Raw genomic sequence first — 26,799 nt, 5'->3', positions numbered from 1 at the left:
CTTCGCTCGCGATGACGAATCGAAGTCCGGTTCCGGAAACGGAATAACGCCCTCATCAACGCCCCAAAACACCTTCACAGTGCCGAAAGGCCGAAAGCGCTCCCTTGCCCTTGTTTAAAAAATTCGAAAAACTCCTGCACGCCTACCCTGAAGGCGAACCGACGCTGCCGCCCACCGGATTCATGGCTTTTTTGTGGGCCTGCAGCCGGGGCGCGCGTGGCTTCATTCTGGCAATGGCCGTGCTGTCGGCCACGCTGGCGGCCTTTGAGGCGCTAATGTTTGCCATGCTGGGCCGCATTGTGGACTGGCTGGCGACCACCCAGCCCGAGCGTCTGTGGGCTGAGAAAGGCAGCACGCTGACAGTGCTGGCCTGGATTGTGGTGGCCAGCATTGGGGTGGTGGCGCTGCAAACCACGCTCAAGCACCAGACCGTGGCGGTCAACCTGCCGATGCGGCTGCGCTGGAACTTTCACCGGCTGATGCTGGGCCAGAGCATGGCGTTCTACCAGGACGAATTTGCCGGCCGCCTGACCACCAAGGTCATGCAGACTGCGCTGGCGGTGCGCGACACGCTGTTTGTGCTGGCCGATGTGCTGGTGGCCATGATCGTCTATGTCACCACCATGACGCTGCTGGCGGGCGCGTTTGACCGCCGGCTGGTGCTTCCTTTTCTGGTCTGGCTGGCGCTGTACGTGGCCGCGCTGTTTTACTTTGTGCCGCGGCTGGGCCACATCGGCAAGCAGCAGGCCGATGCGCGCTCGCTCATGACAGGCCGCATCACCGACGCCTACACCAACATCACCACGGTCAAGCTGTTCTCGCATTCGCGGCGCGAAGCGACGTTTGTGCGCTCTGCCATGCAGGAATTCGTGAAGACCGGCTACGGCCAGATGCGGCTGGTCAGCCAGTTTGAAATCACCAATCACACCCTGAGCATGGGCCTGATTCTGGGCATGGCGGGCACCTCGCTGTGGCTCTGGAGCCTGGGCGAAGTCGGTGCCGGCGCCGTGGCCGCCGCCACTGCCATGGCGCTGCGGCTGCAGGGCATGTCGCACTGGGTGATGTGGGAGATGACCAGCCTGTTTGAAAGCGTGGGCACCGTGCAGGACGGCATCAACACGCTGTCGCGCCAGCGCACGGTGGTCGATGCGCCCCATGCTGCGGCGCTGGACGTGCCGCGCGGCGAAATCCGCTTTGAGCAGATCGGTTTTGGCTACGGCGAAAGCAAGCAGGTGATTGACGGACTGACGCTGACCGTCCAGCCGGGCGAAAAAATCGGGCTGATTGGCCGCTCTGGCGCCGGCAAATCGACGCTGGTGAATTTGCTGCTGCGCTTTCACGACCTGGACAGTGGCCGCGTGCTGATTGACGGGCAGGACATTGCCGGCGTCACGCAAGACAGCCTGCGCAGCCACATTGGCATGGTGACGCAAGACACCTCGCTGCTGCACCGCTCGGTGCGCGACAACATCACCTACAGCCGCCCGGACGCGACCGAGGCCGAGCTGAAAGCCGCGGCCCAGGGGGCTGAAGCCGATGGCTTTATTGCCGGCCTGACCGACCTGCAGGGCCGCTGCGGCTACGACGCGCAGGTGGGGGAGCGCGGCATCAAGCTGTCGGGTGGGCAGCGCCAGCGCATTGCGATTGCAAGGGTGATGCTAAAAAACGCGCCTATCTTGCTGCTTGACGAAGCCACCAGCGCGCTGGACTCTGAAGTCGAGCTGGCGATTCAAAGCAGTCTGAACAAGCTGATGCAGGGCAAGACCGTGATCGCGATTGCCCACCGCTTGTCCACCATTGCCGCGATGGACCGGCTGATTGTGCTGGACCAGGGCCGCATTGTGGAAGAAGGCGACCACCGCACGCTGCTGGCCAGTGGTGGCCTGTATGCCCGGCTGTGGGCGCACCAGAGCGGCGGTTTTCTGGCGGATTCAGTCGACGGCTAGCGGCGCGCGGGTGTCTGGGCGGCCACGCCTGAGCACCTGCCCCGGTGCCGCCACAGACGCCGGAACGCGGCCCACTGCGTGGCGCTGACCGTTGCACACCTCGTGGCTGATGGCCAGATTCTCGGCATGGCTGTTGCCGCCCTCGCACAGCGGCTGAATGTGCTCCAGCGTGGCGGCCTCGGGCGTGACGTGCTCGCCGCAGACCCAGCACGGCACCGTGCCGTGCAGCTGCCGCGCCACGGTTCTGTAGATTTTGATGCGGGTATGGCCCAAGCTGCTCATGGGAGGCATTGTCGGGGAAAAATCCATGCACCCGGCCCACGATCGATGGGTTGACTGGCATTACCGTTACCATTGCGCACTTTGGTTTGTGCGCTTCCTGCGGGGCCACAGGCTTTTTTTCGGTCACCCTCTTTCTGGACGCGCGCATGAACTTACCCGACTCCCCTTTGGTACACGCGCAAGCGCTGGCCGCCGAATAAGCACGGAGCGCATTGGTGATGGAGCAAGTCCTCTGGTTCGGCTGGTTTCGCGCCGACATCGTTTATCAATACGCGGGCTTGTTCTGGCAAGGCCTGTGGATGACCATCCTGATCACCGTGATCTGCATCGTGCAGGGCACGGCGCTGGGCCTGGCGGTCGGTCTGGCGGGGCTGGCCGAATCGCGGCGCGCACCGGCCCGTCAGCTTTGCAAATACCTGTTGCGCTGGCCTGCTGCAGTTTTTGTCAGCTTTTTCCGGGGCACGCCGCTGTTTGTGCAAATCTTGCTGATTCACTTTGCGGTGCTGCCGCTGTTTGTCAACCAGACCGACGGCTTGCTCATCTCAGGCGATGCGGCGCGCCATATCAAGCAAAACTATGGCGCCTTTTTGTCGGGCGTGGTGGCGCTCACGCTGAATGCGGGCGCTTATATTTCGGAAATATTCCGGGCCGGCATCCAGTCGATTGACAAGGGGCAGGTCGAAGCCTCGCGCTCGCTGGGCATGTCGTTTCCGCGCACCATGTTTCACGTCGTGCTGCCGCAGGCGTTTCGCCGCATGCTGCCGGCGCTGGGCAACAATGCCATCGCCCTGCTCAAGGACTCCTCACTGGTGTCGGCGATTGGCCTGGCCGAACTGGCCTATGCGGCCCGAACCGTGGCCGGTGCCTATTCGCGCTACTGGGAACCCTACCTCACGATCTCGCTCATGTACTGGGTACTGACGCTGGGCCTGGCCTATGGAATCAAGAAACTGGAGGAGCGCTATGGACGAGGTGATTCGCGTTGAAAAACTGAGCAAGCAATATGGCCGTGTGACGGTACTGCGCGGTATTGACTGCGCCATCAAGGCGTCGGAAGTGGTGTGTGTCATTGGGCCTTCGGGTTCCGGGAAAAGCACGTTTTTGCGCTGCCTCAATGGCCTCGAAGAAGCGTCAGGCGGTCAGGTACTGGTGCATGGCGTGTCAGTGCACGACGCCAGGACCGATGTCGATGCGCTGCGCTCGGAAATTGGCATGGTGTTTCAGCGCTTCAATCTTTTCCCGCACAAAACCGTGCTGGAAAACATTACCCTGGCCCCCACCAAGGTGCGCGGGCTGACGGCCGCGCAGGCCCGCGTCCGCGCCACCGAGTTGCTCGACAAGGTCGGGCTGCTGGAGAAGAAGGATGCCTACCCCAACCAGTTGTCGGGCGGGCAGCAGCAGCGCGTGGCCATTGCCCGCGCGCTGGCCATGCAGCCGCGCATCATGCTGTTTGACGAGCCCACCTCGGCGCTGGACCCGGAAATGGTCGGTGAAGTGCTGGCCGTGATGCAGAGTCTGGCCGAAGACGGCATGACCATGGTGGTAGTGACGCACGAGATGGGCTTTGCGCGCCAGGTGGCCGACCGCGTGCTGTTTATTGATGAGGGGCTGGTGGTGGAAGAAGGCACGCCCGCCGATATTTTTGACCGCCCCCAGGAAGAGCGCACGCGCAAGTTCCTGAGCAAGGTGCTTTAGCCCCGCCCCGCCCTAACGCTTGCGCAGCGGCTCCAGCAGGGGAGACAAGCCGTTGTGGTCAATTTCCTGCATCAGCGCCAGCAGCCGCCCGATGTCTCCCTTGGGAAAGCCTTCACGCGCAAACCAGTTCAGGTAGTTGCCGGGCAAGTCGGCAATCAGCCGCCCCTTGTATTTTCCATAAGGCATTTCCACCGTGACCAGCCGCTGCAGGTCTTCGGGCTGCACTTTAGCCGCCCACCTTAGCCGCCAGCCCGCTTGACGACGTAGCCCTGCTTTTGCAGCGCCTGCATCACCACCTCGCAGTGGTCGCCCTGCACTTCGATCACCCCGTCCTTGGCGGTGCCGCCCGAGCCGCAAGCGGCTTTGAGTTGCTTGGCCATCTGGGCCAGCGCCAGCGCGTCCAGCGCCAGCCCATTGACCAGCGTGACCGTTTTGCCGCCACGGCCCTTGGTGCTTCTGGAGACGCGCACCACGCCGTCTGTTTTGGGGACTTGTTTGGCCAGTTTGCAAATGCAAGCCGACAAGGGCTGGCGGCAGTCGGGACACATGCGTCCGGCGTCGGTGGAATAGACGAGGCCGGTGCTGGAGAAGGCTTTTTTCATCATGGTGTGGTGAGATGCGGTTTGGGCAGAGCAGGCGGCCTTATCGAAGTTGCCTCAAGATCCGGCCAAAAAAGTCGTTGACGATTTCACCAATCGGGTCGTTGCGCTGCTGCTGCTGCTGCTGTTCTGGCGGTGGCTGCGGCCGTGGGCGGGGGATGTCGAACTCGGCATTTTGGTCCAGCAGGCGGTTGCGAAAGGCTTGCTGGAACACGTCCCCGACCATGGGCAGCGCGCTGCGGGCGCCCTGGCCCCAGGCGCCCATGGTGCGGCTGTTGTCGTTAAAGCCGACGCGGGCGCCCGCCACCAGTTGCGGGTTCATCATGATGAACCAGCCGTCGGTGTTGTCCTGCGTGGTACCGGTCTTGCCGGCCACGTCAGCCTGAATGCCGTAGCGCTGGCGAATCGCCATGCCCGTGCCCTGGTCGATCACGCCGCGCATCACGTCTACCAGCATCAACGCTTTCGCGCGCGGCATCGCCAGCTCGGGTTCCATGACCGGCTCAAACGCTTCCAGCAATTGGCCGTTGCGGTCTTCCACACGGGCCACCAGCACCGGCGCACGGTAGTGGCCGCCGTTGGCAATGGTGCCGTAGGCGGCCACCATTTCCAGCAGCGTGACCGGGCTGGTGCCAAGCGCCAGCGAGGGCACCAGGTCCAGCTTGCTTTGGCGCACGCCCATGGCCTGCGCCAGTTGGCCCACCTTGCCCGGGCCGACTTGCTGCATCAGCTGGGCGGTAATGGTGTTCTTGGAATACACCAGTCCGTCGCGCAAGCTGGTGGGCTGGCCGCTGGGCGGCGCGTCGTCGCTGGGTGTCCACACCTCGCCGCCGCCCGACGAAATGGCGACCGGCTGGTCGATGAAGGTATCGAACGGACTCATGCCCTGCATGAAGGCGGCGCCATAGACAAAAGGCTTGAAGGTGGAGCCGGGCTGGCGGCGCGCCTGGCTGACATGGTCAAACTGCTCCTGCGCAAAGTCCCGGCTGCCCACCCAGGCACGCACCGCACCACTGCGCGGGTCCAGCGCCAAAAAACCGGCTTGCAGCAGGGTGCGCTCCTGCCCGGCCTTGCGCTGCCCGTCGGCCAGCTTTTGCAGTTGCGCCATCTGCCGCGCCACCGCCTGGTTGGCCAGCTTCTGAATCTGGGCGTCCAGCGTGGTGCGCACCCGCAGGCCGTCGGCATGGATGTCATAGCCTTTGCGGTCGGCCCACTCCACCAGCCACTTGCGTAAATGCCGCGCCACGTGCGGGGCCGCACCCACCAGTTCGACCTGGCGCTCAAAATCCAGCCGCATCGGCCGCTTGGTCAGCGCCTCCAGGCGGGCCGGGTCCAGCTTGCCGCGCTTGGCCATCTGGGAGAGCACCAGGTTGCGGCGCTCCTTGGCACGCGCGGGGTTGAGCACCGGGTTGTAGTAGCTGGTGCCCTTGAGCATGCCGATCAGCGTGGCGCTTTCCAGCACGTCGAGCTTGTCGGCGGATTTGTCAAAGTAGGTGCGCGCCGCCATCTCGATGCCAAAGGCGTTGTAGAGAAAGGGCACGGTGTTGAGGTAGGTCTCCAGGATTTCGGCCTTGGAATACACCGCCTCGATCTTGAGCGCGGTGATGGCCTCCTTGACCTTGCGCGTGATGCTGGTGGCGCGACCGATTTCCTCGGGGTAGAGGTTGCGCGCCAGTTGCTGCGTGATGGTGGAGCCGCCCTGCAAGTCGCCCGTCAGGGTGCTGAGCACCGCACCCGCCGTGCGGCGAAAGTCAATGCCGTGGTGGTCGTAGAACCGGTGGTCTTCGGTGGAGATCAGCGCGTTGATGACATGCGGCGAAATCCTGTCCAGCGTCACCCACTGCCGGTTGATGCGCTTGTACTCGGCCAGCACCGTGCCATTGGAAGCCAGCAGCACCGACGGCACTTCGGACTTGGCCTTGCGCAGGTCGCCAATGCCGGGCGTGAAGGGAATCAGCACCAGCACATACAACACGGCCAACGCCGGAAGCACCAGGGCAGCCCGGACCGGATACCGCTTGATGAGGAGGATGAGGCGGTGATATTGCGCTGTGACAAAGGTGGCGGCGCGCTGGAGAGCAGGATTCATCGGGCGATTTTAAGGGCGGCACACAAAGCCGCCCCCGGGACACGCCGCATGGCCGGGTTGCCCCGACTACAGCGCCCTGCCCAGCCGCTCCATGCCTTCGTTTATCCTGGCCACATCGGCCGTCGCAAAACTCAGCCTGAACGTGCTCAGGTCGGGATGGGCCGCATAAAACGGCGCGCCGGGCACAAAAGCCACCAGCTGCTCGATCGCCTTTTTGGCAAACTCACCGGCGTCCCGGGTTTTGCCGCCTTCGCCCGTCAGGCTGGCCCAAAAGAACAGGCCGCCCTGGGGTTGCTCGAACGACACGGCAGCGCCCAACTCACGCCTGAGTGCCGCACCCATGGCGGCTGCGCGCTCGCCGTACACCTTGCGGACATGGGCCAGCGTGGCCGGCATGCGGCCCGCTTGCAGGTAGTGCGCGGCGGTGGCCTGGGCAAACGTGCTGGTATGGGCGTCGCTGAACTGCTTGCACATGACGGCATTGGCCAGCAGCGCCGGCGGGGCGATCATCCAGCCCACACGCAGGCCGGGCGACAACACCTTGCTGAGCGAGCCGCAATGCACCAGCAAGTCGCGGCTGCCCGGCACGCTGGCGCTCAGGGCCAGCAAGGACGGCGGCGGCGCTTCGCCAAAATAAAGGTCGCCGTACGGGTCGTCCTCCACCACCAGCGTCTGGTGCCGCACGGCCATTTCCAGAACCTGTTTGCGGCGCTCCAGGCCCAGCAGCGCGCCGCTCGGGTTGCCGAAGGTGGGAATCAGGTACACGAACTTGGGCTTGTGCTCGGCCATCAGCTGCTCAAGCGCGTCGGTCTTCACGCCGTGCGCGTCAATCGGGGCGCTGATGACTTCTGCGCCATACAGGCGAAAGCACTGGATCGTGGCCAGGAAGGTCGGCCCTTCGACAATGACCTTGTCGCCCGGGTTGATCATGGTCTTGCCGATCAGGTCCAGCGCCTGCTGGCTGCCGGTGGTGACGATCAGGTTGTCAGGCGCCACGTCCGTGCAGCCCTTGCTGGCCATGAACGCGGCCAGCTGCTCGCGCAAGGGGCCATGGCCTTCGGTGGCACCGTACTGCAGCGCCGCGCCGGGGTTTTCGGTCAGTGCGGCATTGACAGCTTCGCGGATGCCGTCCACATCAAACATGGCCGGGTCTGGAAAACCGCCCGCAAAACTGATGATGCCGGGCTTGCCCAGCAGTTTGAAAAGCTCCCGGATGGCGGAAGTTTCGACGTTGTTCAGGCGGTCGGCGAATGGCAGGGGCATGGGAGAATTGGTCTATGAAGAAGGAAAACATCGAGCCGCTTTTTGCCGCGTTGAAGGCAGCCAATCCGCAGCCCGTGACTGAATTGAAGTATACGAGCGTGTTTGAGCTGCTCGTCGCCGTGCTGCTGTCGGCGCAAGCCACCGACGTGAGCGTGAACAAGGCCACGCGCCTGCTGTTTCCGGTGGCCAACACGCCGCAGAAAATACTCGATCTCGGGCTGGAGGGGCTGGAGTCCTATATCAAGACCATTGGCCTGTATCACAGCAAGGCCAGGCATTTGATGCAGACCTGCCAGATCCTGGTGGAGCAGCACGGCGGCCAGGTGCCGCGCACCCGGGAAGCGCTCGAGGCCCTGCCCGGCGTAGGCCGCAAGACCGCCAACGTGGTGCTGAACACCGCGTTTGGCGAGGCCACCATGGCGGTGGACACCCACATTTTCCGGGTCAGCAACCGAACCGGGCTGGCGCCGGGCAAAACGCCGCTGGAAGTCGAGCAAAAACTGCTCAAGCGCATCCCGCCCCACTACCTGGTCGATGCGCACCACTGGCTGATCCTGCTGGGGCGCTATGTGTGCGTGGCACGGACGCCGAAGTGCTGGCAATGCGGCGTGGCGCCCTTTTGCGACTACATACCCAAGACCGCTCCGCCAGCGGCCTGAAGGGCTTGCTCAGCGCCTGAGGCTAAGGGCGGTGGAAAGCACCAACATAGCGCCGTCATCGCAAGGCCGCCCGTTCCGTTCCAGAACGGCACACAAACCATGAACCGGTTCAATCCATCTCTGTCATTGCGAACGAAGTGCGGCAATCCATGACTGCGCTTTTTCGGCTATGGATCGCCGCGCTTCGCTCGCGATGACGAATCGGGGACTGTTCATGGAAAGCGAAGCGGGGCAATGACAAATATGAATGACGGGCATACCTGTCATTTCCTGCGCCCTAAGTCCCTTTCCAGACCGGGCGCCGCTTGCCCACGAAAGCCTGCACGCCTTCCCGGAAGTCGTCGCTGCCGTAGCAGCGGCGTATCAAGTCCTCGTCCGCCGGCAGGTTCTGGCTGACCAGCCGGCGCAGGCCTTCCTTGGCTACGCTTTGCGTCACGGGTGCCAGCGCGCCCAGGCGTTCGCACAGTTGGGCCAGCGCGCCGTCGATCTCGCCGGGTTCGCTGAGCTGCAGCAAAAAACCGCAGGCCAGCGCCTCATCGGCGGCCAGTGTTTCCGCCAGCATCAGCATGCGCTTGACGCGCGGCAGGCCGAACACGGCGCTCAGCCGCGCCAGGTTGGCCACCGACAGGCAGTTCCCCAGAGTCCGCGCAATCGGCACGCCAAAGCGCGACGCCGGCGTGGCCAGGCGAAAATCACAGGCCGTGGCAATCGCCAGGCCGCCGCCAATCGCCCAGCCCTCGATCACGGCCACGGTCGGCATGGGGAGCGCTTCGAGCTTCTGGATGCATTGGTCGATCTGCTGCTCGTAGGCCACGCCGTCCTCGCCGCTGCCAAACGAGGTGAACTGTTCAATGTCGGTGCCGGCCACAAACGCTTCGCCGCCCGCGCCGCGAAACGTGACCACGCGGACTGCCGCATGGGCCTGCAATTCCCCGCAAATCTGGCCAAGCCGCTCGTACATGGACCAGGTCATGGCGTTGCGCGCCTGCGGGCGGTCGAACGTGACCGCCGCCACGCCGCCCTGGATCGTGAGGTGAACCGCGCCCTGGCTCATGCTGCAAACGCGCCCTGCGCCTCCAGCTCAGCCTGCTCGTCCGGACTCAGGCCCAGTTCGGTGAGCACCTCGGCCGTGTGTTCGCCCAGCAGCGGTGGATGGCGGCGCACTTGCTGCGGCGTGCCGGACAATTTCACCGGAAAACCGATGTTGGGCACCTTGCCCTCGATCGGGTGGTCAATCTCCATGCGCATCTGGCGCGCGCGCCCGTGCTCGCCTTCGAAGGCCTCGGGATAAGTCAGGATAGGCCCCGCCGGGATGCCGGACGCAAGCAGCAGCTTGACCCAGTCATCCTTGGGGTGCAGCCGGAACGTGCGCTCCAGTTCCGCCTCCAGTGCGGCGCGGTTGGCCAGGCGCAGCGAAATCGTGCCAAAGCGCACGTCGTCCAGCAGTTCCTTGCGGTCCATTACCGTGCACAGCAGCTGCCACAGCTTCTGGTTGTTGGCCCCCATCACGAAGTAGCCGTCGGACGCGGCCATGGCCTGGTAAGGCGCTGTCATCTTGTTGGAGGTGCCCAGCGGTTCGGGCGGCTTGCCCGTGCCCCAGTAGTCGCAGATGTCCCAGACCGAAAAAGCCATGGCCGAGTCGAACAGCGCCGCGTCGATGTACTGGCCCTCGCCGCTGGCCTTGGCGCCGATGTAGGCCGACAAGGTGCCATAAATCGCGAACAGCGCGCAGCCAATGTCGGCCACCGGCACCCCGGCCTTGACCGGCGGGCCGCCCGGATAGCCGGTCACGCTCATCACGCCGGACATGGCCTGCGCCATCAAGTCGAAGCCCGGGCGGTCGGCCCACGGCCCGGTCTGGCCAAAGCCGGAGATGCTGGTGTAGACCAGGCGCGGGTTGATGGCCTTGAGGTCCTCGTAGCCCAGGCCCAGGCGCTTCATCGCGCCGGGCCGGTAGTTCTCGATCAGGATGTCGGCGTCTTTGGCCAGTTGCAGCAACACCTTGCGGCCGGCCTCGGACTTGAGGTTGAGCGCGACGCTGCGCTTGTTGCGGTTCATGTTCAAAAAGCCCAGGCTGTCAGGCCCCTTCATCTTGAACCCCATCGCGCCGCGCGTCTGGTCGCCGGTGCCCGGCGGCTCGATCTTGATCACGTCGGCGCCCATGTCGGCCAGCAGCATGCAGGCAAACGGCCCCGCCATGACCTGGCTGATGTCCAGCACGCGCACACCGTCAAGTGGAAGTTTTTTCATCTGAGATGTTCCGTTCGGTTTTCCGTTTCAGTGCCAGCGCGGAACCGGCTTAGCCGGGCCGCAGATGGCGCCCCCTGAGGGGGAAATGGCCGGAGGCCATATCGGGGGGGAGTCAACTCTCAGCCTTGACGCCGCCGTCCTTGATGATCTTGGCCCACTTGATCTGCTCGGCGCGCATGAAGTCGCCGAACTTCTCGGTCGAGCCACCGCCGTCCTGGGCGCCGGAGGCGGCCAGCTTTTCCATCACGTCGGGCATCAGCATGACCTTGTTGACGTCTTCGTTCATGCGTTTGGCCAAGGCCAGCGGCATCTTTGCAGGGCCGGCGAGCCCGTACCAGGTGGTGGCCTCGAAGCCGGGGAAGCCCGACTCGGCCATGGTCGGCACGTTGGCGTAGGCGGGCACGCGCTGCAGGCGTGTCTGCGCAAGGGCAATCGCCTTGCCGCTTTTCACATGGGGCGTGGCCGCCGTCATGGTGTCGAAGCTGTACTGGATAGTGCCGCCTATCAGGTCGGTGAGCATGGGGCCAGAGCCCTTGTACGGCACGTGGATCGCCTTGACATTGGCGGCCAGCATGAACATCTCCAGCGCCAGGTGCTGCGCGCTGCCGGTGCCAGCCGAGCCGAAGCTGATCTTGCCGGGGTTGGCGCGGCACAGCTCGACCAGGTCCTTGACGGTCTTGGCGGGCTGGTTTTCGTTGCAGATCAGCAGGTTGGGCGTGACGCCGACCAGCACGACCGGCTGGAAGTCCTTCGCCGCGTCGTAGTTCACCTTCTGCAGGGCAGGCGTGATCGCCTGGCTGTTGATGTGGGCCATCAGCAGCGTGGTGCCGTCACCGGGTTGCTTGGCCACGTAGTCGGCGGCGATGGTGCCCGAGGCGCCCGCCTTGTTCTCGACGATGACCTGCGTCTTCCACATTTCACCGAGTTTCTGGCCGATCACGCGGGCCAGGATGTCGGTGCCGCCGCCCGGCGCAAAACCGACAATGATGCGGATCGGATTGGTGGGCAATGCCTGCGCCCACAGGCTGGGAGCGGCAAGGGTGGCGGCTGCGGCGCCAGTGGCGCTGATGAAGGTTCTGCGTTGCATGGTTTTGTCTCCTGATGTTAATGAAATCAACCTCTAGCCCACGCTCTATCGGCGTGATGCGCTACCAACTCAATAGCAAAATCAAATTTTTCCTCAAGCCGCCTTGCGCTCTGGCACCACGGCGGCGTGGCTTGAAAAGTGGTCCATCGCGGCTTGTACGCCAGAACCTGCCAGCTTCACGCCCGCCAGCTTCAGGCCCATCTCGCAGCCGCTCAGCGCCGCCATCAGCGTCAGGTCGTTGCAGTCGCCCAAGTGGCCAATGCGGAACATTTTTCCCTTCACCTTGCCCAGCCCGGTGCCCAGCGAGCAGTCAAAGCGCTCGTAAATAATCTTGCGCACCGCATCGGCGTCAATGCCGGCGGGCATCATCACGCCGGTCAGCACCGGCGAATACACGGCTGCATCGGCGCACTGAATCTGCAGGCCCCAGGCCCGGACGGCGGCGCGCACGCCCACGGCCCAGCGCTGGTGGCGCGCAAACACCGCTTCCAGTCCATGCGCCAGCAGCATGTCGCAGGCTTCGCTCAGCGCGTACAGCAGGTTGGTGTTGGGCGTGGAAGGCCAGTAGCCGGACTTGTTCATCTCGATGATTTCGTCCCAGGCCCAGAACGCCTTGGGCAGCGTGGCGCGTTTGCTGGCCTCCAGGGCTTTCGCGGACACGGCGTTAAAGCTGATGCCGGGCGGCAGCATCAGGCCTTTTTGCGAACCGCTGATGCTCACGTCCACGCCCCACTCGTCATGCCGGTAGTCGGCAGACCCCAGGCCCGAAATGGTGTCCACCAGCAGCAGAGCCGGGTGTCTGGCCGCGTCCATGGCCTTGCGCACCGCAGCGATGTTGCTGGTCACGCCGGTGGAGGTTTCGTTGTGCACCACGCAAACCGCCTTGATGGCATGCTGTGTGTCGGCCTTGAGCCGCGCCTCGATCTGACCCGCATCAACGCCGTGGCGCCAGACCTCGGCGCCGGGGTGGCGCATGACCTCGGTTTTGAGCCCCAGCCGGTCGGCCAGCTTTTGCCACAGCGCGGCAAAGTGACCGGTCTCAACCATCAGCACCTGGTCGCCCGGGCTCAGGGTGTTGACCAATGCTGCCTCCCAGGCGCCAGTGCCGGAGGCCGGATAAATGATGACGGGCTGCTGGGTCTGGAAGATTTTCTTCACATCGGCCAGCACCTTCAAGCCCAGCGCGGCGAATTCGGGGCCGCGGTGGTCAATCGTGGGCAGGCTCATGGCCCGCAAAATGCGGTCTGGCACCGGCGAAGGGCCTGGAATTTGCAAAAAGTGTCGGCCGGTGGGATGAAAGTCAAGTGTCAGCATGTCGCGGGCTCTCCTGAAGTAAGACGCTATTTTTTGCATACAAAATTCATTTGTCAATAAAATTTTATGTAATTTAGGGTTAATACTCGATTTGACATATTTGTTTTTTGCATACAAAATTAGGCCATGCCAGCAGAAGTCATTCCCATTCCGCGCGCCGCCCTGCACGAGCAGGTGGCGCATCGCCTGCGCCAGATGCTGGTTGAAAACCGCATTGCGCCCGGCGCCAAGCTCAATGAGCGCGAGCTCAGCGAGGTACTCAATGTCTCGCGCACGCCGCTGCGCGAAGCCATCAAGATGCTGGCCGCCGAAGGGCTGGTTGAGTTGCTGCCCAACCGGGGCGCGATTGCCGTCGAGTTGAGCGAAGCCGATGTACTCAACACCTTTGAAGTCATGGCCGGGCTCGAAGCCCAGTCGGGCGAACTGGCGGCCCAGCGCATCCTTGAGTCCGAACTGAACGAAATCAAGGCCATGCACTTTGAAATGCTGGCCGCTTACACCCGCCGGGACCTGCCCGCTTACTACCGGCTGAACTCGGCGATTCACAGCGCCATCAACGCCGCCGCCAAAAATCCGGTGCTCCTGGAAACCTACAACCAGGTCAATGCACGCCTGCAAGCGCTGCGCTTTCGCTCCAACCAGAACGAAGACAAGTGGCGCGAGGCCGTCAAGGAGCATGAGCAGATGGTGGCCGCGCTGAGCGCGCGCGACCCGGCGGCCATGCGCGCCGTCATGTCCCAGCACCTGGCCCACAAGCTGGACACCGTGATCCAGCAACTGCGCGAAGCCGGCGCAGCCGCCCAGCCCCCTTCAAAAGCCTGAAAAAATGAACGCTCCCCTGCCCCTGAAAATCACCCGCGAAGCCGCCGCCCACGCCTACGACAACGTGGCGCGCGTCAGCAATGAAGTCGCCGGCCGGCTGGCGGCCCGGCTGGCGGCCGAGACGCAAGGCGAAGTGCTGTTTTCAGGCGCCGACCGGGGCCGCTACGCGACCGATGCGTCCATCTACCAGGTCGCACCGGTCGGCGTGCTCGTGCCGCGCACAGCCGCCGATGTCAAGACGGCGCTCGACATCTCCAGAGACCTGCAAGTGCCTATCGTTGCGCGCGGCGGCGGCACCAGCCAGTGCGGTCAGACCGTGGGCGCGGGCCTGGTCATTGACTACGCCAAGCATCTGCGCAGCATCCTGGCCGTGGATGCCCAGGCGCGCACAGCAGAAGTCGAGCCCGGCATCGTGCTGGACCACCTCAATGCCGCGCTCAAACCGCACGGCCTGTGGTATCCGGTGGACGTGTCCACCAGCGCGCAGGCCACACTGGGCGGCATGGCGGGCAACAATTCGTGTGGTAGCCGCAGCATTGCCTACGGCAACATGGTGCACAACGTGCTGGGCGCGACCGCCTGGCGCTCGGACGGCAGCCTGCTGGAACTGGGGCGTTACGACACCGCCACCGGCCCGGCGCGCCAGCTGGGCGATTACGTCAAGGCGCTGTCCGACCAGCTGCTGCCCGAACTGCAGGCGCACTGGCCCAAGGTGCTGCGCCGGGTGGCCGGCTACAACCTGGACATCTTCAACAACCAGAACGAAAAGCCCTACACAACCGACGGTTCGGTCAACCTGTCGCACCTGCTGATTGGCAGCGAAGGCACGCTGGGCCTGACCCGGTCGCTGACGCTGCAGCTGGCAGAACTGCCGCGCACCAAGGTGCTGGGCGTGGTGAACTTCCCCACGTTTTACCAGGCCATGGACTCGGCCCAGCACATCGCCAGGCTCGGTGACGGCACGCTGACGGCGGTGGAGCTGGTGGACCGCACGATGATTGAACTCTCGCTGCAGAACCCGGCGTTTGCGCCTACGGTGCGGACCGCGCTGATCGGCCAGCCCGACGCGATCTTGCTGGTGGAGTTCTCGGGCAACTCCAAAGCCGAACTCACGCCCAAGATCAGGCAACTGGTCGAGTTGATGGGCGAGTTGGGCCTGCCAGGCTCGGTGGTCGAGATGATCGACGACGCGCCGCAGAAAAACCTGTGGGAAGTGCGCAAGGCGGGCCTCAACATCATGATGAGCCTCAAGGGCGACGGCAAGCCGGTCAGCTTTATCGAGGACTGCGCCGTGCCGCTGGTGCACCTGGCCGAATACACCGATGCGCTGACGCAGGTGTTCCGCAAGCATGGCAGCAAGGGCACCTGGTATGCCCATGCGTCGGTCGGCACGCTGCATGTACGGCCCATTCTGGACATGCGCCGCCAGGGCGCGGACAAAATGCGCGCGATTGCCGAAGAAGCCTCGGAACTGGTGCGCCACTACAAGGGCGCCTACAGCGGCGAGCATGGCGACGGCCTGTGCCGGGGCGAGTGGATCGAATGGCAGTTTGGCCCCAGGATCAACGACGCGTTTGCGCAGATCAAGAATTACCTGGATCCGCTCAACCTGCTCTGCCCGCAGCGCATCGTCAACCCGCCCAAGATGGACGACACGCGCCTGATGCGCTTTGCGCCCAGCTACAAGGTCATTCCGATCAAGACCGCGCTCGACTGGAGCGCCTGGAACGTGCAGAACGACCCGGTGACCGAGCAAACCAGCGCGCCCGGCAGCGGCGGCGACCCGGCCCAAGGCTTTGCCAAGGCCGTGGAAATGTGCAATAACAACGGCACCTGCCGCAAGTTTGATGCGGGCACCATGTGCCCCAGCTACCGCGTCACGCGCGACGAAAAGCACCTGACGCGCGGCCGCGCCAACACGCTGCGCCTGGCCTTGTCAGGCCAGCTGGAAGGCATCAAGGCCGAGGACGCCTTCACCAGCGACGCGGTGCAGGAAGCGCTGGAATTGTGCGTGGGCTGCAAAGGCTGCAAGCGCGACTGCCCGACCGGCGTGGACATGGCCAAGATGAAAATCGAGTTTTTGCACCACTACAAGGGCAAGCACGGCTACACGCTGAAAGACAAGCTGGTCGCCCACCTGCCTGACTACGCCCACTGGGCCAGCCGCCTGGCGCCGCTGCTCAACCTGCGCGACAAGATTCCCGGCCTGGCCGCGCTCAGCGAAAAAATGGTTGGATTTTCCGCCAGGCGCACACTGCCGCAGTGGAAGACCCAGACCTTCTTCAACTCAGGCGCTGTGGGCGCCAGCCGCGAAGAAGTGCTGGCGGCCGCCAAGCCCGTGGTGCTGTTTGTGGACACCTTCAATGGTTATTTTGAGTCCGACAACGCCAGTTCAGCATTGAAAGTACTGCAAGCGGCCGGCTACAAGGTGCATATAGCGACCAAAACCGTCGCAGATGGCAAAAGCCTGTGCTGCGGCCGCACCTATCTTGCCAGCGGAATGGTCGACAAGGCCAAGGCCAAGGCCAGCGAGCTGGTCGCCGCGCTGCTCCCGTTTGCCGAAAAAGGCATTGCCATCGTCGGGCTGGAGCCGTCTTGCCTGTTGACGATGCGCGACGAAATGCTGGTGATGGGCCTGGGCGACGCAGCGCAAACTATCAGCGGGCAGGCGCTGCTGCTGGAAGAGTTTTTGGCTAGAGAAGCGGCTGCCGGAAAGCTTGAAACGCTGAAGGCCCGGCTCAAGCCGACCAGCCAGCCGATCCTGCTGCACGGCCACTGCCACCAGAAAGCCTTTGGCGCGGTGAGCCCTATCATCGACGTGCTCAAGCTGATTCCGGGCGCCCAGCCCGAACTGATCGAGTCGAGTTGCTGCGGCATGGCGGGCAGCTTTGGCTACGAGGCCAGCCACTATGACGTGTCCATGCAGATGGCCGAACTGAGCCTGCTGCCCGCCGTGCGCAAGCAGCCGGGCGCCATTGTGGTGGCCGACGGCACCAGTTGCCGGCACCAGATCAAAGACGGCGCCCAGCGCGAAGCGATTCACGTGGCAGCGCTGCTGGCGCGCCAGCTGCAGGATTGAAGCGCGGCGCTAGACCGGCCGCACCCCATGCGGCGCAGGCCGCAAATTCAGGGACTGCGCCAGTTTGTCCAGGTGATTGCCATTGCGCGCCAAAATGGTTTGTGCCAGCGGCAAGAACTCCTGCTCTTCAAACAGTGCGTGCGCCGTGTAGCGCTGCACCAGGTCGTGCACCGCCGCCGGATCAAGGTCGCCGGGCAGGGACTGGGCCGCGGCCTTGACCGCAGGAGCCAGCTTTTTCCAGCACGATTCGATCATGCGATGCTCCGCCGTCAGGCGCTCCACCAGGGACTGGACGCGCTGCGCCTCGGGGCCCGGGGTGGCGCTGCGCAGCACAGCCGGAAACAACTCGTTTTCCTCATCGGCGTGGTGCCCGACGACCGAGAACTTGAATAAATCCAGCGTGTGGTGCGCCACCGTGCAGGCCTGCGCTGCGGCCGCCTGCAGCACGGGCAGTTGTTCAAAGGCCTGCAACTGCGACAAGATGCCGACGTGGCATTGCGAAAAGCCGGCCAGCGGCACGTCAAGGTCCACCGGGTTTTCATCGGCGGGCTCGCTCTGCGTGGGGATGGGGTGATGACCTGTCATGTAAGTCCGCCTCGTTTAACGGCTGCGCCTTTCAGTTGGCAAAGCATCGCTTTTTTAAAATGTAGCGGCCGCATCTTGCGGGAGGTTTGACGCACATCAATAAACACTGCACGCGCAGGCCCCACCATGAGGCTAAAGTCCATACTTTCCACCACTAAAAAGAAAGACAAGCATGTTCAAGCACATCTTACTGGCGACCGACGGCTCGGATGCCTCCGAACACGCCGCACAACTGGCGATCAGCATGGCGCGCGTGCAGGGTGCCAAACTGACGGCGCTGTTCGTCATCGATCCCTACCCGTACATGAGCATCGGCGAAGCCAACCCGATGGGCTTTCAGGCCTACATGTCGGCCGCCCAGGAGCATGCCGCCAAAGCACATGCCAAGGTGTCGGCCCTGTGCAGCCAGGGTGAGGGTGCGCCTGTGGACCTGCAGTTGCGCGTGGTGGAAAACGTTACCGCGTCAGCCGGCGTTGTGCAGACCGCCAAGGACGAAGGCGCAGACCTGATCGTGGTGGGCTCGCACGGCCGCAGCGGCCTGGCCCGGCTGATGCTGGGCAGCGTGGCGGCCAAGGTCGTGGCCGAGTCACCGGTGCCGGTGCTGGTGGCCCGTTAAGGAGGCAAGGAGAACGCCATGAACGAGTTGTCCGTGCCCGCGCCGCGCAAGCTGGGGGTGCGGCTGCTGTTGATGCTGTTGCTGGCGGTCGCTTTCCAGCTGGCCGCGTCGCTGCTGCTGTGTGTGGCCGTGGTGCAAGTCATACTGCTACTGGCCACCGATTCGGCCAACGGCCGGCTGAAGCTTTTTGGACGCAGCCTGGGCCGCTACCTGGCCCAGATTGCCGACTTTGAGTGCTTTGGCACCGAGTCGCTGCCCTTCCCGTTCAACGAATGGCCGGCGTCTGACGCGCTTTCAGGCTTTTAAGCATCCAGCCAAGCATCCGGCCGCATCTAGCGCAGCCGAACCAGCGTTTCAGACGCGCCGTCCCTGGCCTCCACCCAGGCATCAAAGGCCTTGCGCATCGCTAAAAAGCTGGCATGCCCGTGTTCCTGCGGATCAAAGGTCGCGTCCAGGCGCTTGATCATGTGCCAGACCGCTGACTGGCTGACCCACGCGTCGCCCTGGGTCTGGGCCAGCAGGCGAACTGCGCGCTTGAAGAGTTCGGCCGCCGGGTCGGACCCGGCCAGCAGATCGGCTGGTGCCGCCGTGCTGCCCGCCAGGCTTTCGTAGTAGCAGAACTCGTGGCAGCTCTTGGCCCAGTGCCGGTTGGTGTTTTTGCGCGCCCCGATGCCGACCAGTGTGCGCCCCGCCGCCTTGACCTTTTGCGACACTGGCATGAAGTCGCTGTCGCCGCCCACAATCATGATGGTACCAATGTGGCCAAAGCGGCCCAGGTCTTCCATGGCGTCCAGGCACAGCTTGATGTCGGCGCCGTTCTTGGCGGAGCCGCCGGGCGGAAATAGCTGGATCAGCTCGACCGCGCATTGCAGCAGCGCGTCGCGGTAGCGGCTGAAATACTGCCAGTTGCAGTAGGCCCGGTTGATGGCAATCGGGCCGAACGAGGCCGCCAGTTCCACCACCGCCTGCACGTCGATCAGCGGCTCCTGCACCTTGAAGCGGTTGTCCTGCTTGCTGTAGGCGCCCTCCTGCCGGGCCTCGGCCAGGCTGGCATGCAGGTTTTCAAAATCCCAGTACAGTGCAACGGATGCTTCTTCTTCGCGGATGCGCTGGCGCATAAGGACTCCTTGTTTGAAGGGGAGATCCTAACGCGCTGGCGCATGCGCCGAACTTCCCACAGCACCCTTCACCACCCGGAGCCCTGTTCATGTCCACCGCGCCATCCGATGCAGCCCGACCCTCGCCCCAAAGCTCCGGCAGCCGGGCCGCCAAGCTGCTGGTGTTGGCGGCCATGGTGGCCGCCGCTGCGCTGGTTTACCTGGGCCGCCAATCCGGGGAGGCGGCCACTCGCCTGCCCCCGCCCGCGCTGGATGCGGTGGCGAATCCGGCTGGCGCGCACGAAACAGCGGTATTTGCCGGCGGCTGCTTTTGGGGCGTGCAGGCAGTGTTTCAACATACCCGGGGCGTGCTGAGCGCAGTGTCAGGCTACGCAGGCGGCCCCAGGGAATCGGCCCATTACGCCAGCGTCGTATCCGGCCAGACCGGCCATGCCGAGTCGGTGCAGGTGACCTACGACCCCGGCCAGATTTCCTACGGCAAGCTGCTGCAGGTCTATTTTTCAGTGGCACACGACCCGACCGAGCTAAACCGCCAGGGGCCCGACTACGGCACGCAATACCGTTCGGCCGTTTTCTACCAGGATGCGCAGCAGCTACAGGTGGCCGAGCGCTACATTGCCCAACTGGATGCGGCCGGGGTGTTTCCACGCAAGATCGCGACCCAGCTGACGCCGCTGTCGGCCTCGCCCTTTTACCCGGCCGAAGCGCACCACCAGGACTACGCCACGCGCAACCCCCACGACGCCTACATCGCCACCTACGACAGGCCGAAAATTGCCAACCTGAAAACCATGCTGCCCGAGGTCTACCGCGCGTCGCCGGTGCTGGTGGCCGGTCACTGAACGGGCCTCAAGTGGTCACGTTTCAGGCCACTGTTCAGCATGACGGAAATAGCCCTCTTTTTGATGGCCGTCGCGGTTACGCCGTGGCCCTGGATTTATCCTGCGCCGCCTTGCGGTCAGCAGCCACCTTTTGAACCGATGGCCGCTCGCCCATCAGCTTGATGTAGGGCTTGTAGTCCACGCCGGCTGCCAGCAGCAGGTCTTCGCCCAGCACCGCGCGGCTGGCCATGCCCACCAGCGGCAGGCTGGCCCAGGCGGCACAGTCGGCCTGGGTGAACGTGTCGCCTGCCACATACGGCGAAAACCTGGCCAGCTGCTTGAAGGCGGCAATGTTCTTTTCCAGCTTCTTGCGCACACGGGTCTGGGTGGAATCGCTCACGGTGCTGCCAAAAAAGGCCTGCGGGTAGAGTTCGCGCGCCACCAGTTCCAGGTGCAGGTCGATGAAGGTGATCAGCTCGCGCACCTTGGCAGCGGCAAACGGGTCGGCCGGCAGCAGCGGCGGCTGCGGGTAGGCGGCCTCGATGTATTCCATGATGGCCTGGCTCTCGCACAGCCCACCCTGCGGCGTTCGTATGTAGGGGATCTTGGCCAGCGGGGACGCCGCCAGCACCGCATCTTGCGTGCTGTAGACCGGCACCACCTCTTCATTGAAAGGCACGCCTTTTTCAAGCAGTGCCAGCTTGACCTTGTTGTAGTAGTTGGAAATCGGAAAGCCGCAAAGGGTCAGCATACAAGGAATCTCCTGAAGTTAGCTGGCCAGTTTATGCGGGGACCGCCACCCGCCCTGCAACCGGGGAGACAAGGCGAGCCGCCCCGTTCACCGGCCGTAGTAGCCGCGATCCAGAGCCGGTGGGGGTGGAGGTGGCGGCGGGATGGGCGGAAACTCCCGGAGTTGCGGCGCGGGCTCCGTCGGCGGGTAGGCGGGATACCCCTGATTGCCCTGCTGGCCACGATAACCCTGATTGCCCTGATTGCCGGGGTAATTCTGGTAGGCCGGCGGCGGCGGCCGACTCGGGTAGTTATCCTGGCGGTATTCGGGCTGCGCATCGGGCGGCATGGGCGGGGCCTCTTCGGGCGCCAGTTCGGTTTGGGCCTCGGCTTCAGCCTCGGGCTCGGCCACAGGCGCCGGGGCCGGTGCCCTGACCAGGCGCGGCGCGTCAAAGCGCGCATCGGGGTCCACCACCCTTGCGCGCAAGGACTGCTGGAAGAAGTCGCCCACGATGGGCAACGCGCTGCGCGCGCCCTGGCCCCAGTAGTCGCTCAGGGTCACGCGGTTGTCGTTAAATCCCACCCAGGCGCCCGCCACCAGGTGCGGGTGCATCAGGATGAACCAGCCGTCGGTGTTGTCCTGGGTGGTGCCGGTCTTGCCCGCCACATCGGCCTGAATGCCGTAGCGGCTGCGAATTGCGCTGCCGGTGCCCCGGTCGATGACGCCGCGCATCACGTCGAGCAGGGTGTTGGCGGCGGCTGTGGACATGGCCTGGTCGGGCGCACTGGCCTCAAACTGTTCCAGCACCCGGCCGTTGCGGTCTTCAATCCGCGTGACCAGGATGGGTTCGATGTACTTGCCGCTGTTGGCAATGGTGCTGTAGCCCGACACCATTTCCTTCAGGGTGACCGGGCTGGTGCCCAGCGCCAGGGAAGGCACTTGCTCAAGCTTGCTTTGCCGCACGCCCATGGCCTCGGCCAGCTTGGCCACCTTGGCCGGGCCCACGCTTTGCATCACCTGGGCTGTGATGGTGTTTTTGGAATACGTCAAGCCGTCCCGCAGGCTCATGGCCACGCCGCTGGGCGCGCCGACATCGGTGGGCCGCCAGACGGCGCCGCCGCCCAGCGGGATCTCAACGGCCGCATCCATAAAAGTGTCGGTGGGCAGCGCGCCCTGCTCAAAGGCGGCGCCGTAGACAAAGGGCTTGAAGGTGGAGCCCGGCTGGCGGCGGGCCTGCTGGACGTGGTCAAACTGGTCCTGGGAAAACCCGCGGCTGCCGACCCAGGCCATGACATGGCCATTGCGCGGGTCCAGCGCCACAAAGCCGGTTTGCAGGCGGGTTTTATCCTGCCGCAATTTGCTCAGGAACGCGGGGTCGGCCTGCACCTGCTTGAGCGCCTGCTCCTCACTCAGGCCCGATTCCCTGGCCGCCTTGTAGTCGCCGCTCTCGCGCACAAAGGCCTGCACCAGGCTCTTTTTGGCGGCCCACGCCTTGGGGCCCCACTCCTGGCTGGCCACGCCCTGCAACCTGTCACCCTGGCGGAGCACGGCTTCGTTGGCCATTTTTTGCAGCCTGAAGTCGATGGTGGTGCGCACCACCAGCCCGTCGGCAAAGATGTTGTAGCCGTTGCGGTCAGCCCAATCAATCAGCCAGCGGCGCAACTGCTGGGTAAAGTGGGGCGCCGGGCCGAGCAGCTCGGTCTGCCGCTCAAATTCAACCTTGAGCGGCCTTTTTTTGAGCACCTCATACCGCGCGGCTTTGAGCTTGTCGTGCTTGAGCATCTGGCCCAGCACGGTATTGCGGCGCTCCACCGAGCGCTCGGGGTTGAGCACCGGGTTGTAGTAGCTGGTGCCCTTGAGCATGCCGATCAGCGTGGCGCTTTCCAGCACATCGAGCTTGTCGGCCGACTTGTCGAAGTAGGTGCGGGCCGCCATTTCAATGCCGAAGGCGTTGTACAGGAAAGGCACGGTGTTGAGGTAGGTCTCCAGAATCTCCTTCTTGGTATAGACCGACTCTATTTTCAGGGCCGTGATGGCTTCCTTGATCTTGCGCGTGAGCGTGGGCGCCCGGCCGACCTCCTCGGGGAAAAGGTTGCGGGCCAACTGCTGCGTGATGGTCGAGCCGCCCTGCCGGTCGCCCGAAAAGGTGTGCAGCGCCGCCGACGCGGTGCGCCTGAAGTCAATGCCGTGGTGCGTAAAGAAGCGGTGGTCTTCGGTGGAGATCAGCGCGTCCACCACGCTGGGGGAGATGTCGGCCAGCTTGACCCAGTCGCGGTTGGCGCGCTTGAACACGGCCAGCTCCTTGCCGTCGGCCGAGAGCACCGTGGCGGGCTTTTCGATCTTGGCTTTGCGCAGGTCGCCAATGCTGGGCGTGAACGGAATCAGGACCAGGACGTAGAGCAGCACCAGCACCGGCAAGGCAGCCAGCGACAAGGCGACGCCGCGCCGGGTGGGGTGCCGCAGGCGGCGAAGTACTTCGGTGGCAAGGGGTTTGGCACGGGCCAAGGCCATTTTTATCATGGGGGATTCTAGTAGTGCGCGCATCCCGGAAGTGTAGGACGGTAACGCCAGGCGCCCGGGGAGGAGGCGGTTGGCGGTTGGCGGTTGGCGGGAGGCGCATGGCGGAAAAAGCACTTACAGTCGTGGGCTGCCGGATCAAGCGGCTTTTTACAAAACACGGATGAATCTCACCATTCACCACAAAACCCAGCCCCCCATCATGAAATTTCCTGTTTACGTCCTTGGCCGCGACGTGGCCGTGCTGGAACAAGCGGCCGGCCTTGAGAGCGTGTTGACCTACCATGCCGGCACCGCGCCCGGCGACTTTGTATCGCTCACCCTGCCCGTGCGCACCGAGCCCTATGTGCTGGACGAGGGCGTCTATTGGCCCCTGTTGGGCGGCAGCACGCCGGGACGGGTGCAAGTGGCGGCGCGGACAAGGGGCAACGAGACCGAGCCTGCCCCGCAGCCGCCCTTTGCGGCGCTCAACGAACACTTGTGCCTGCAGGTGGCCCAACGCGTGATGCTGACCGCCCATACCGAACTCTCAAGCGACGGCGAAACCCTGACGGTTCTCCGCCTTGATCTGGACGCGCAGGGCCATCCCCACTGGGGCATGGAAGATTTTGGCGTGCTGCTGGGCCAGCACGACGCCAGCTGGGAGAAAATAGCCCAGGCCGTGCGCGACCATGTGCCCGGTAGCCGCCGGGGCGAAGTATTTCGCCACCTGGCCACCAGCTTGCTGCTGAGCTACGCCCTGCGCAACGCCCGCTGCCATGCCGGCACGCTGGCCTTGCGCTACACCTCGCGCGCTGACGTGCAGGCGGCGCCCGCGCACGGCCTGCTGACCACCCGGGCTTACGCAGACATGGCGGACGACCTGCCCGCGCTGGCCTTCATGGGCAAAAAAACATGGACACCAGGCAGAAACCTGCAAAAGTTCATCGCCACCGCCTTCGGCATTGCGCCCAAGGAGCAGGCCCTGATGGCCGAGGCGGTCTGTGACGCCGTGGCAGACGTTGCGCCGCAGGTGCTGGAGGCCATGAACCAGCACCCCGCGTTCAGCGACACAGGCCGGGGCATGCTGGCTGCGTGGGCCGAAGGCGTTGCGGGCCTGCGCGACAAGCATGTTTACGCGCTGGGCGCGTGGGAAGCGGGTGCTGCCCTGGCGGGCAGCCCTTGACAGCTCAGGCCCGCGCGTCGCGCCGCCGCAGCGCCCAGGCAAAGTAAACGCCTTCCAGCGCCATGACGCCACCGCCCAAGGCAATCACGGCACCGGTGCCGATCCGGTCGATCAACGCCGCCGCCAGCACCACCCCCAGCGACTGGCCCAGGAACAGGCACGAGGCAAACAGCGACACCGCCGTGCCGCGCGCATGGGGCGCCATCTGCGTGGCGTTGGCCTGCATGGTGTTGTGAAACATGAAGAACCCAAAACCGGCGAGCAAGCTGGCCGGCACCGCTGGCAGCCAGTGCGGCGTGTAGGCCAGCACCAGCGCGCACAAGCCCACCAGCGCCCCGCCGATGGACACCAGACCCTGCTGTCCAAAACGGCGGATCAGGTGGCGGCTCACGGCCATGTACAGCATGCCGCCCATGCCAAACAGCGCCACGATGGCCCCGGCCAGCGACAGCGGCAAGCCGAGCGACCGGTGCAGGTGAGAGGCCCACATGGCCAGCACGCCAAAGCCGACTGCGCCCTCCACAATCGCCATCAGCAGCACCACGCGCGACCAGCGGCCGGTCAAGATGGCCAGCGCCTGCTTGAAGAAAGGAGGACGTGCCGCCTGCGGGCCGGGCTTGAGCGACGCGCCCAAGGCGGCCTGCTGCCGTCGAAAATCGGCCAGCAGCAGCAGCCCCACAACAGTGAACAGCAGGGCCATGAAGGCAAACGGCCAGCGCCAGCCCAGCGCATCGGTCAGTACGCCGCCCATCAGCTGGCCGCCCACGATGCCCAGGGTGGTGCCCACGCCAATCCGCGCCAGCGTTTCCTGCAACTGGTCGGACGGCACGGTATCGCCGACCCAGGCCATCGACAGCGGAATCAATGCCGCCGCGCCCAGCGCCGTCACCAGCCGCGCCAGCACCAGCATGTCCAGGCTGGTGGAAAAGACCGCCAGGACGCTGCCGATGCTGCACGCCAGCGCGGCAAACGTGACCACGCGAAACTTGCCCAGCCGGTCACCGAGCGGGCCAAACACCAGCTGCGCCGCCCCGTAGGTGATGGCAAACACCGACACCACCTGCGCCGCCTGCGCCAGGCTGACGAAAAAAACGCGCGACAGTTCGGGCAGCATGGCGTCGCAAATGCGCTGCGCCGCCATGCTGGAAAACGTGGCAAAAGACAGCAGCAAGATGGAGCGGCGCGTTGCCGGAGAAAGAGGGGAAGGAGCGGTGGTCACATGCGATCCATGGTTCAAACAGCGTAGGGCGGCGTGTAACACAGCACCGGATTTTGGCGCGGCGCGCGGGTGGCGCTGGCTGCGCAGGCAGTATAGGGGCTGGCGCTGCGCGAGGCACTCAAATGCTATGTTTTCAATAGCTATTAACACCCGGTTTTCTTGTGCGTACTCGGCCTCCCCGATTTTCTCCTTCCCTCCTTTGGGGGAAGGGGGAAGGGGGAAGGAGCAACGCAGATTCGGGGGCATGGGTGGCTTGCGTTGTCAGGAGAGTAGCGCCATCCAGCACGCCTCAAGCGATCAGCGACTGCAACACGCCCGGCTCAAAATGGGCGTCGATGTAGTCGGCCAGCCCGTCAAACACCGAATCCAGCGTGGGCGTGGCGGCGCCAAACAGCGCGTGCAGCACGCGCGGGTCTTCAAACATGCCGTGCAAATACAGGCCCAGCACATTGCCCGCGCCGTTTTGCCAGGCCAGGCCTTCGGGCATGACCGGGTAGGCGATGTCGCCCGCAGCGGCCATGGCCGAATGCGGCGCGGTCTGGCCATGGTGGATTTCGTAGCCCTGCACCTCTGCGCCTGACAAACCGGCCCACAGCCCGCGCACGGCGAAAAATGCAGCCTGCCGGTGCTGCACGGTCTTGGCTTCGTCAAACAGCGTGACCACCGGCAGCAGCCCCAGGCCCGGGCCGTTGCCGTCGATGCCGTGCGGGTCGATCAGCGCTTCACCCAGCATTTGCAGGCCGCCGCAAATGCCCAGCACCGCGCCGCCCCGGCCCGCATGCGCGGCAATCGCCTGGTCCAGCCCCTGCGCGCGCAGCCAGGCCAGGTCGGCGCTGGTCGCCTTCGAGCCGGGCAGGATGATCCAGTCCGCATCCAGCAACTCGGCCGGGCTGCGCACCCATTTCAGGCGCACGCCGGGCACGTTTTTGAGCGGCTGGAATTC

Annotated in this window: 24 protein-coding genes and 1 pseudogene; 10 read left to right on the top strand and 15 right to left on the bottom strand. The window is 64.5% G+C overall.

Features of this window, described 5'->3' with window-relative positions; translation table 11 throughout:
- The first annotated feature begins 110 nt into the window (after positions 1-110).
- Entirely contained in the window at positions 111-1,946 is a 1,836-nt protein-coding gene (locus tag IV091_RS12280; RefSeq protein ID WP_293469094.1) for an ABC transporter ATP-binding protein, read from the top strand.
- Here the strand turns inward: IV091_RS12280 and IV091_RS12275 are convergent.
- On the bottom strand, positions 1,932-2,228 hold the full coding sequence (locus IV091_RS12275) for an HNH endonuclease signature motif containing protein (protein WP_293469093.1): 297 nt from the start codon (positions 2,226-2,228) through the stop codon (positions 1,932-1,934). The genes IV091_RS12280 and IV091_RS12275 overlap by 15 nt on opposite strands.
- Positions 2,229-2,446: 218 nt before the next feature.
- Here IV091_RS12275 and IV091_RS12270 point away from each other — a divergent pair, with 218 nt between their 5' ends.
- Both IV091_RS12270 and IV091_RS12265 read left to right on the top strand, forming a co-directional pair.
- On the top strand, positions 2,447-3,214 hold the full coding sequence (locus IV091_RS12270) for an amino acid ABC transporter permease (RefSeq protein ID WP_293469091.1): 768 nt from the start codon (positions 2,447-2,449) through the stop codon (positions 3,212-3,214).
- The gene (locus IV091_RS12265) at positions 3,192-3,923 is read left to right on the top strand and encodes an amino acid ABC transporter ATP-binding protein (protein WP_293469089.1); all 732 of its coding nucleotides are present in this window, start codon (positions 3,192-3,194) and stop codon (positions 3,921-3,923) included. Before IV091_RS12270 ends, IV091_RS12265 begins: the two co-directional genes overlap by 23 nt.
- A gap of 12 nt (positions 3,924-3,935) precedes the next feature.
- Here IV091_RS12265 and IV091_RS12260 read toward each other — a convergent pair whose 3' ends face one another.
- From IV091_RS12260 to IV091_RS12245, 4 genes are all read right to left on the bottom strand, one after another.
- Positions 3,936-4,148, bottom strand: coding sequence for a DUF3820 family protein (locus tag IV091_RS12260; RefSeq protein WP_293469087.1), 213 nt, complete (start codon positions 4,146-4,148; stop codon positions 3,936-3,938).
- 14 nt (positions 4,149-4,162) lie between these two features.
- The gene (locus IV091_RS12255) at positions 4,163-4,525 is read right to left on the bottom strand and encodes a translation initiation factor Sui1 (protein WP_293469101.1); all 363 of its coding nucleotides are present in this window, start codon (positions 4,523-4,525) and stop codon (positions 4,163-4,165) included.
- Positions 4,526-4,565: 40 nt separating this feature from the next.
- Positions 4,566-6,611, bottom strand: a complete 2,046-nt coding sequence (locus tag IV091_RS12250) for a transglycosylase domain-containing protein (RefSeq protein ID WP_293469085.1) — start codon at positions 6,609-6,611, stop codon at positions 4,566-4,568.
- 66 nt (positions 6,612-6,677) lie between these two features.
- Positions 6,678-7,868, bottom strand: a complete 1,191-nt coding sequence (locus IV091_RS12245) for a PLP-dependent aminotransferase family protein (RefSeq protein WP_293469099.1) — start codon at positions 7,866-7,868, stop codon at positions 6,678-6,680.
- A gap of 20 nt (positions 7,869-7,888) precedes the next feature.
- Here IV091_RS12245 and nth point away from each other — a divergent pair, with 20 nt between their 5' ends.
- A complete protein-coding gene (gene nth / locus IV091_RS12240; RefSeq protein ID WP_293469083.1) occupies positions 7,889-8,533 on the top strand; it encodes an endonuclease III in 645 nt (214 codons plus the stop codon).
- Positions 8,534-8,810: 277 nt separating this feature from the next.
- Here the strand turns inward: nth and IV091_RS12235 are convergent, their stop codons facing one another.
- The 4 genes from IV091_RS12235 to IV091_RS12220 form a co-directional block, all read right to left on the bottom strand.
- Complete coding sequence (locus IV091_RS12235) at positions 8,811-9,587, bottom strand: enoyl-CoA hydratase/isomerase family protein (RefSeq protein ID WP_293469081.1); 777 nt, start codon at positions 9,585-9,587, stop codon at positions 8,811-8,813.
- Positions 9,584-10,783: a CoA transferase gene (locus IV091_RS12230; protein WP_293469079.1), complete on the bottom strand. Its 1,200-nt coding sequence runs from the start codon at positions 10,781-10,783 to the stop codon at positions 9,584-9,586. Before IV091_RS12230 ends, IV091_RS12235 begins: the two co-directional genes overlap by 4 nt.
- 112 nt (positions 10,784-10,895) lie before the next feature.
- Positions 10,896-11,870 carry a tripartite tricarboxylate transporter substrate binding protein gene (locus tag IV091_RS12225; RefSeq protein ID WP_293469077.1) on the bottom strand — a complete coding sequence of 325 codons (975 nt, stop codon included), beginning with the start codon at positions 11,868-11,870 and terminating at the stop codon, positions 10,896-10,898.
- Positions 11,871-11,963: 93 nt separating this feature from the next.
- Complete coding sequence (locus tag IV091_RS12220) at positions 11,964-13,184, bottom strand: aminotransferase class V-fold PLP-dependent enzyme (RefSeq protein WP_293469075.1); 1,221 nt, start codon at positions 13,182-13,184, stop codon at positions 11,964-11,966.
- Between the two features lie 126 nt (positions 13,185-13,310).
- On the opposite strand from IV091_RS12220, the gene IV091_RS12215 reads away from it, so the two are divergent.
- Together IV091_RS12215 and IV091_RS12210 are read left to right on the top strand one after the other, a co-directional pair.
- Complete coding sequence (locus IV091_RS12215; protein WP_293469073.1) at positions 13,311-14,006, top strand: GntR family transcriptional regulator; 696 nt, start codon at positions 13,311-13,313, stop codon at positions 14,004-14,006.
- A gap of 4 nt (positions 14,007-14,010) precedes the next feature.
- Positions 14,011-17,085, top strand: coding sequence for an FAD-binding and (Fe-S)-binding domain-containing protein (locus IV091_RS12210; RefSeq protein ID WP_293469071.1), 3,075 nt, complete (start codon positions 14,011-14,013; stop codon positions 17,083-17,085).
- 9 nt (positions 17,086-17,094) lie between these two features.
- On the opposite strand, the gene IV091_RS12205 is transcribed toward IV091_RS12210, so the two are convergent.
- Entirely contained in the window at positions 17,095-17,670 is a 576-nt protein-coding gene (locus IV091_RS12205) for a hemerythrin domain-containing protein (RefSeq protein ID WP_293469069.1), read from the bottom strand.
- 172 nt (positions 17,671-17,842) lie between these two features.
- Here IV091_RS12205 and IV091_RS12200 point away from each other — a divergent pair, with 172 nt between their 5' ends.
- Positions 17,843-18,286 carry a universal stress protein gene (locus IV091_RS12200; RefSeq protein WP_293469067.1) on the top strand — a complete coding sequence of 148 codons (444 nt, stop codon included), beginning with the start codon at positions 17,843-17,845 and terminating at the stop codon, positions 18,284-18,286.
- A gap of 18 nt (positions 18,287-18,304) precedes the next feature.
- The gene (locus tag IV091_RS12195) at positions 18,305-18,592 is read left to right on the top strand and encodes a DUF4389 domain-containing protein (protein ID WP_293469065.1); all 288 of its coding nucleotides are present in this window, start codon (positions 18,305-18,307) and stop codon (positions 18,590-18,592) included.
- Between the two features lie 26 nt (positions 18,593-18,618).
- Here IV091_RS12195 and IV091_RS12190 read toward each other — a convergent pair whose 3' ends face one another.
- The gene (locus IV091_RS12190; RefSeq protein WP_293469063.1) at positions 18,619-19,404 is read right to left on the bottom strand and encodes an NYN domain-containing protein; all 786 of its coding nucleotides are present in this window, start codon (positions 19,402-19,404) and stop codon (positions 18,619-18,621) included.
- 173 nt (positions 19,405-19,577) lie between these two features.
- Here IV091_RS12190 and msrA point away from each other — a divergent pair, with 173 nt between their 5' ends.
- Positions 19,578-20,246: a peptide-methionine (S)-S-oxide reductase MsrA gene (gene msrA / locus IV091_RS12185; protein ID WP_293469097.1), complete on the top strand. Its 669-nt coding sequence runs from the start codon at positions 19,578-19,580 to the stop codon at positions 20,244-20,246.
- Between the two features lie 76 nt (positions 20,247-20,322).
- Here msrA and IV091_RS12180 read toward each other — a convergent pair whose 3' ends face one another.
- Both IV091_RS12180 and IV091_RS12175 read right to left on the bottom strand, forming a co-directional pair.
- A complete protein-coding gene (locus IV091_RS12180) occupies positions 20,323-20,976 on the bottom strand; it encodes a glutathione S-transferase (RefSeq protein ID WP_293469062.1) in 654 nt (217 codons plus the stop codon).
- Between the two features lie 87 nt (positions 20,977-21,063).
- Entirely contained in the window at positions 21,064-23,466 is a 2,403-nt protein-coding gene (locus tag IV091_RS12175; protein ID WP_293469095.1) for a transglycosylase domain-containing protein, read from the bottom strand.
- A 208-nt stretch (positions 23,467-23,674) separates the two neighbouring features.
- Between IV091_RS12175 and IV091_RS12170 the strand changes: the two genes are divergently transcribed.
- The gene (locus IV091_RS12170; protein WP_293469061.1) at positions 23,675-24,637 is read left to right on the top strand and encodes a HipA domain-containing protein; all 963 of its coding nucleotides are present in this window, start codon (positions 23,675-23,677) and stop codon (positions 24,635-24,637) included.
- Positions 24,638-24,641: 4 nt separating this feature from the next.
- Here IV091_RS12170 and IV091_RS12165 read toward each other — a convergent pair whose 3' ends face one another.
- Together IV091_RS12165 and IV091_RS12160 are read right to left on the bottom strand one after the other, a co-directional pair.
- The gene (locus tag IV091_RS12165; protein WP_293469059.1) at positions 24,642-25,856 is read right to left on the bottom strand and encodes an MFS transporter; all 1,215 of its coding nucleotides are present in this window, start codon (positions 25,854-25,856) and stop codon (positions 24,642-24,644) included.
- 289 nt (positions 25,857-26,145) lie between these two features.
- Positions 26,146-26,799: pseudogene (locus IV091_RS12160) on the bottom strand (cobyric acid synthase CobQ); the annotation flags it as partial.

Source organism: Polaromonas sp. (assembly GCF_018780625.1).
GTDB lineage: Bacteria > Pseudomonadota > Gammaproteobacteria > Burkholderiales > Burkholderiaceae_C > Polaromonas.
This window is presented reverse-complemented; position numbering and strand designations above follow the sequence as displayed.